At 37.9% G+C, this 5,514-nt stretch carries 3 protein-coding genes and 1 pseudogene; all 4 read right to left on the reverse strand.

The features are described from left to right. Positions 1-2,510, reverse strand: a 2,510-nt coding sequence (locus tag ON09_RS22125) for a SusC/RagA family TonB-linked outer membrane protein (RefSeq protein WP_238533782.1), incomplete at its 3' end; no start/stop codon positions are given. A gap of 184 nt (positions 2,511-2,694) precedes the next feature. Further along, positions 2,695-3,759, reverse strand: coding sequence for a FecR family protein (locus ON09_RS22130; RefSeq protein ID WP_010603254.1), 1,065 nt, complete (start codon positions 3,757-3,759; stop codon positions 2,695-2,697). 259 nt (positions 3,760-4,018) lie between these two features. Beyond that, on the reverse strand, positions 4,019-4,516 hold the full coding sequence (locus ON09_RS22135; protein WP_010603255.1) for a sigma-70 family RNA polymerase sigma factor: 498 nt from the start codon (positions 4,514-4,516) through the stop codon (positions 4,019-4,021). A 184-nt stretch (positions 4,517-4,700) separates the two neighbouring features. Continuing rightward, positions 4,701-5,514 (reverse strand): annotated as a pseudogene (locus ON09_RS22140) (alpha-amylase family glycosyl hydrolase); the annotation flags it as partial.

Consider the following 5,514-nt stretch of genomic DNA (forward strand, 5'->3'; position numbering starts at 1 on the left):
ACGTACACACTGTTTAAAACGGCACCATTATAACCTGTTGTAGTTGAAGTTGGCACATCAATAATTTCATCCTTTGAATTCTTGTTGTACCAGGTAAAGTCAACATTTAAACGATCTCCAAAAAATCTCAACTCTGTTCCAACTTCCAATTCAGTAGCACTCGACGCAAACAGTGATGCGTTTGGAATCGCCTCATTCGCGATATTGCCTAGCGGACTATTATTAATTACTTCACTACGTAAATTGTAATAAAGTTGCGTTTGGAAAGGGCCTGTAGCCTGCCCAACCATGGCATAACCTGCTCTTAACTTACCAAAGCTTAAAAAAGATGGTTTCCAAAGCTCAGAAAATACAAATGAGCCGCTTACCGCCGGATAAATTGTATTTAGTTTATTATCTCTGCCTGGGGTGGCTAAAGTAGAAAACCAGTCGCTTCTGGCGCTACCAGTTAAGTATAGGATGTCTTTGTAAGCTACCTCTAAAGTTCCGTACACCGATTGCGTTTCCTGATCTCGTTTGTAAGCCGACACTGATTTGCCACCTGTATTGGCTAAAGTATAAATACCAAAAAGTTGGAAATTTGCACCGCCATTGGTCACCCCTTCACTTTGTGTTCTGCGGTAACTTGCTCCAATATTTGGTGTAATGGAGATATCGTCAATTTTGAATGATTTCCCGATTAACCCATCTACATTGATATCAGAAAATTTACTGTTTTGTTCAGTGTATCCTCCGTCTGCATCATAAGCAGTACCTGAGGGCGTAACTGCAACATAATTATCGTTGTAAGAATCTCTTCCGGCCCGGGCTTGCAAAAATAAACCATTATCAAAAGTGTATTTCGCACTTACCGAACTCAACAAACGTTCTCTTTTAGTATCATGAATAAAATCATTCGCTGCAAACCAAGGATTGGTGGCATACGGATTACCTGTATTGTAAGAAAGCTCGTTGCCATCTGGCTTTTTGCCTGGTTGTAAGGTGGCAATATTTACACTGGTAGGTAAGAACGCGGCATTGTAGTTGGCGTTACCTGCACCATCAGATAACATCGGACGGTTTTTAGCCTGTTCTAAAATATAATTTACTCGGGCATCAATCACCAGATTTTTAATAGGATCGAATGTACTCGATAAAGTAAAATTCTGTCTGTTTAAACCTGAATTAGGTACCACAGAGCGGTTAGTTAAATCGCTTGCAGATAAACGGATTACACCACCGGTGAACGATTTGTTTAATGCCAAAGTGTTGGTCCAGCTTCCTCCGGTTCTGTAAAAATCTTCAATATTATTTTTTTGCGCCGTATATGGTCTGCTCACCCCATCAAATTGAATTACATTTGATCCATCTAACGGCGCACCCCAGCTCGAACTTCCTGTAGATGCCGCAGCCAATTGTGTAGTTGGTTTCTGACCGTTTACCCCTTGACCATAAACATATTGCCAATCAGTTCTGTCCATTACCTGCTCAGCAACATAGTTACTGCTAAATTCAATGCTGTTTCCTTTACCGCTTTTGGTTGTGATTAAAATAACCCCTGCTTTCGCTCTGTTCCCATAAAGTGCAGAGGCAGCAGCGCCTTTCAAAACTGAAATGCTTTCAATGTCATCTGGATTGATGTTACTGATTGCATCACCTAAATCGGGAGCATTATCATACTGACCGCCATTGTTTCCAATCCCGATAGTGCTTTTGTAACCAACCGGAGAGTTCTCCATCGGGATACCGTTTACCACATAAAGCGGCTGACTTGATGGCCCCATGCTGGAAACACCACGAATGGTTACGTTTGTTGCTGCACCTGCACCACCTGAAGTTCCGGCAATGTCTAAACCTGCAACTTTACCCACCAAAGAATTGGTGATGTTATTTTCACGGGCCTGGGTTAAAGTTTCTCCACCAATTTGTGTAACAGAATAGCCAAGTGCTCTTCTTTCCTTTTTAATTCCCAATGCGGTAACCACAACATCGGTTAGTTGTTTGGTATCTTCAACCAGAACAATATTTATTGTGGTTTGAGTACCAATTGAAACTTCTTTAGTTTGAAAACCCGCATATGAAACCACCAATACTGCATTTTCTGGCGCATTTAATGAAAACTTTCCATTAATATCAGTCGAGGTTCCAATTCCCGTTCCCTTCACTCGAACGCTTGCACCTGGAAGTGCCCCACCTAATGCATCTTTAATTGTACCTGTAACCGGCACTTCTTTGTTCCTGCTAATCACAATCAACCCACCATCTGAAACAGAATATTTCAGGTTTGTTCTGTTTAAAATAGCTGCCAAAACATCAGTTACCAAAGTGTTGGTTACAGTGATGCTTACGTCTTTGTTTACGGGCACGTACGAAGCACTATAAACAAAATGATAGCTGCTTTGCTGTTCAATAATCTGTAAAACCTTGCCCAATTTGGTTTTCTTCACATCGAGGGATATTTTCTCCTGAGAGAAAACCGATGCAGAAACATTCAGGCAAGTAATGAAAACCATAATACAGGTCAATTTCATTAGCATAATGAATTTTAAAAGCTTCCGGCGTAGCGGATGCCCTTGCAGTAAGTAATAATTAATCATATTTTTGTTTTTTTGGTTGCGTAAGTTCTTGGCAGTAATCTGTTTGCGCATAAACTGCCATTAATTAATCAAAGAAGAAATATTAAGGGCGGTGCTCCAACACCGTCCTTTTTTAAATCTACTTTGAGATGATTACCTGGTTTCCTTTTATCTCATATTTAAAATCTTCTACATCTTGTAATGCCGAAAGGGCTTGCTCAATTGTTTCTTTGCTAAACGTTGCCGTAAAGCGATATTTTTCTACGGCAGTATTGGTAAACTTTATTTCCACATTATACCATTTTTCGAAAATGTCTTTTATTTCATCAAAATCTTGGTCGTAGATTTCGATGCGGTTTTTAGTCCAGGCAGTTTCTACAATCGTACTGTCTTTGATTAGCGTATAATGATTAATTGCAATTTCCGGACGGGAAAGAGAAGGTTTTGCCAGTTTCGATTTTTTAGGCTCATTTATGTTTTTGTAAAAAGTAACCTTTTGACTCGGCTTCAAAGTAATTATTCCACCTTTTCCACCTACAGCCTCCATTGTGATTAATCCACGAATCAAAGTCGCCTCAGATGTAAGCTCATCAGGATAAGCCTTCACATTAAAAGCTGTGCCCAACACATCAATGTTAAAATCGTTTGTATGCACTTTAAATGGAACATCTTTGCAATGAACCACATCAAAAAAAGCTTCGCCGATTAAATTAACTTCCCTTGTTTTTTTATTGAAACCTTTGATTATTGATAATGAACTTTTTGCGTTTAATAAAACTGATGTTCCATCCTGAAGCCGAATCTTTTTACGTTCTCCACTTTTGGTTGCCCAGGTAAATACCTCTTGAACTGGCTCATTTTTTTTGAAGTTGTTGTAGCTTAAATAAAGTAGAAAGGAGCCAATAACCACAACTATTGCTGCCGCAATTTTTAACCATAAAAAGCGATTCGTCTTTAAAACTTTTATCTCCTTTGGAGACAGCTGATTCTTAAAATCATTTACCTGATGATTCAACTGCCGCTTATTTCCACTTAATATTACATATAACTTTTGTGCTTCTGCAATTACAACTGCTTGCTCGGGATGAGCATTTATGTATTTTTCCCAATACTCAATGCACAACTTGTCTGTTCCAGCACAATATTGCTGAAACGTACTATCAACAAGAAAGTCTTCTGCATTGAATTCACTTCTATCAACCATTCTAATTCACCTTTTATATATCAGTGCCCAAAAGCTTTACTTTTTCCTAAGGAATTTTTAACTTTTTTTTAACATCACGAAATAACTGCGTTGAAATGCCCTTTAACTAAGAAATAAAAATTGTATTAATTGTGATTGAACGTGATTTAAATCGGAAACATGAAATCTTTGAACAATGAAAGTGGGAAATAATCTGTTCGATTCTTCACTAGGTAGAAAGGACGACAGTAGTAAGTTTATGAGAAGGAAAGAAAATTTGTTAGGTGTTAAATTCTTTCCTTAAAATCTTAAGCGCATCGTAAATGGTATTGTAGGCTGTTTTTATGGTTTGGTTACTTTGTTCAGCAATTTGCTCATAACTTAATCCATCGAAAAACTTTAAGTGAATGAGTTGTTTTTGGCGAAAGGTTAGTTTTTCCAAAGCATTTTTGAGTTGATGTTTGACCAATTCATCACTTTGTACTTTCACGATAAACTCTTCATAACTCATCTCCATCCAATCGCCATCTGCACCAGCATTGAATAATGCATCACTGATTTTACGTTTCCGCTCTAAAATTCTGAGTAATTTCCTTTTCAAGAAAGTTCGAAGATAAGCTTCCACATTATCTACGCGACTGAGCGTTTCGTGCTTCTCCCAAATGGTGGTAAAAACCAAATCGGTCGCTTCACTAGAAGTATCTGCGTCTGCACAAACCCTTATACCAAAATTTACCAAGGGATAGTAGAGTTCCTTATAGAGATCAAAAAAACGCATCTTTATCGCCAGAACGAATTCGTTCCCATAGTAAGTGATGCGCCAGTTTATCGTTCATTTAGGATGTTTAGTTGTTAAAACAATATTAACTAAAAACATCAAGATTATGATGAACATAGCCGCAGATTTGAAGTTTTTGTAAACTAAACGCTCAATCTGCGGCTAAATACTAATCCTAAAATATCTATCTCAACGCTACCTTACTAAAAATATGATATTCGCCAGGGGCTAAGCTTGCGGTATAGTTATTAGAATTTAAACTGATGGTTGTCCCTGCTGCATCAACCCAGGTTCCCGAAGAACCAAAATCGATATTTGCAGTTTGATTGACAACGTCGAAATTCCCAACCACTATCAACGTATTTGCGCCCTCTACCAGCTTAATGTATTTAATCCCTCCGGCTAAACTATAGGTAGAACTCGTTGAATTAAAAATAGAATTATTCTTTTTTAAACGAATGAATTTAGTGTAAGCATTGTACAAAGCTTTTCGATTTGGATCACTATAATATTCCCATCTTATCGGTTTTTCGCCAGTTCTTCCGTTGAAATCAATATTTACATCATAGCCCAATTCGCCAAACTGCCAGATCATTTTTGGCCCTGGAATGGCAAACAAAAATGCGGCCGCCAGTTCTTCTCTTTTTAATGATGTGGCTAAATTTCCTTTAATCGAATAATTTCCTGATGCGTTGCCATATGTGATGTTCTTGAAATTCAAACGTTCTTCATCATGGCTTTCGCCATAGCTCACCAAATTTTCCGATTTAGAAAAACCATGATTGGCATAAAATCCCCACTGAAAATTAGAATTTGTTAGCCAGCCCATCGTGGCTTCATTCATATTATAATTCAAATTATTCCAAAGCATCATGCCATCATCTGCCAATACTTTCTCTTCTGATTCTTCTGCAAAATGTTCCAGAATAACGTAGAAATTATTCGGATCTATACTTTTAATATAACTGTTATAGTCTTTCCAAAATGAGTGTGTACGT

The sequence above is a fragment of the Pedobacter agri PB92 genome (assembly GCF_000258495.1).
Taxonomy (GTDB): Bacteria; Bacteroidota; Bacteroidia; order Sphingobacteriales; family Sphingobacteriaceae; genus Pedobacter; species Pedobacter agri.

Excerpts from the sequence above, each read along its gene's own strand:
- ON09_RS22130 (WP_010603254.1), bottom strand. The coding sequence starts at position 3,759 with ATGGTTGATAGAAGTGAATTCAATGCAGAAGACTTTCTTGTTGATAGT.
- ON09_RS22135 (WP_010603255.1), bottom strand. The coding sequence starts at position 4,516 with ATGCGTTTTTTTGATCTCTATAAGGAACTCTACTATCCCTTGGTAAAT.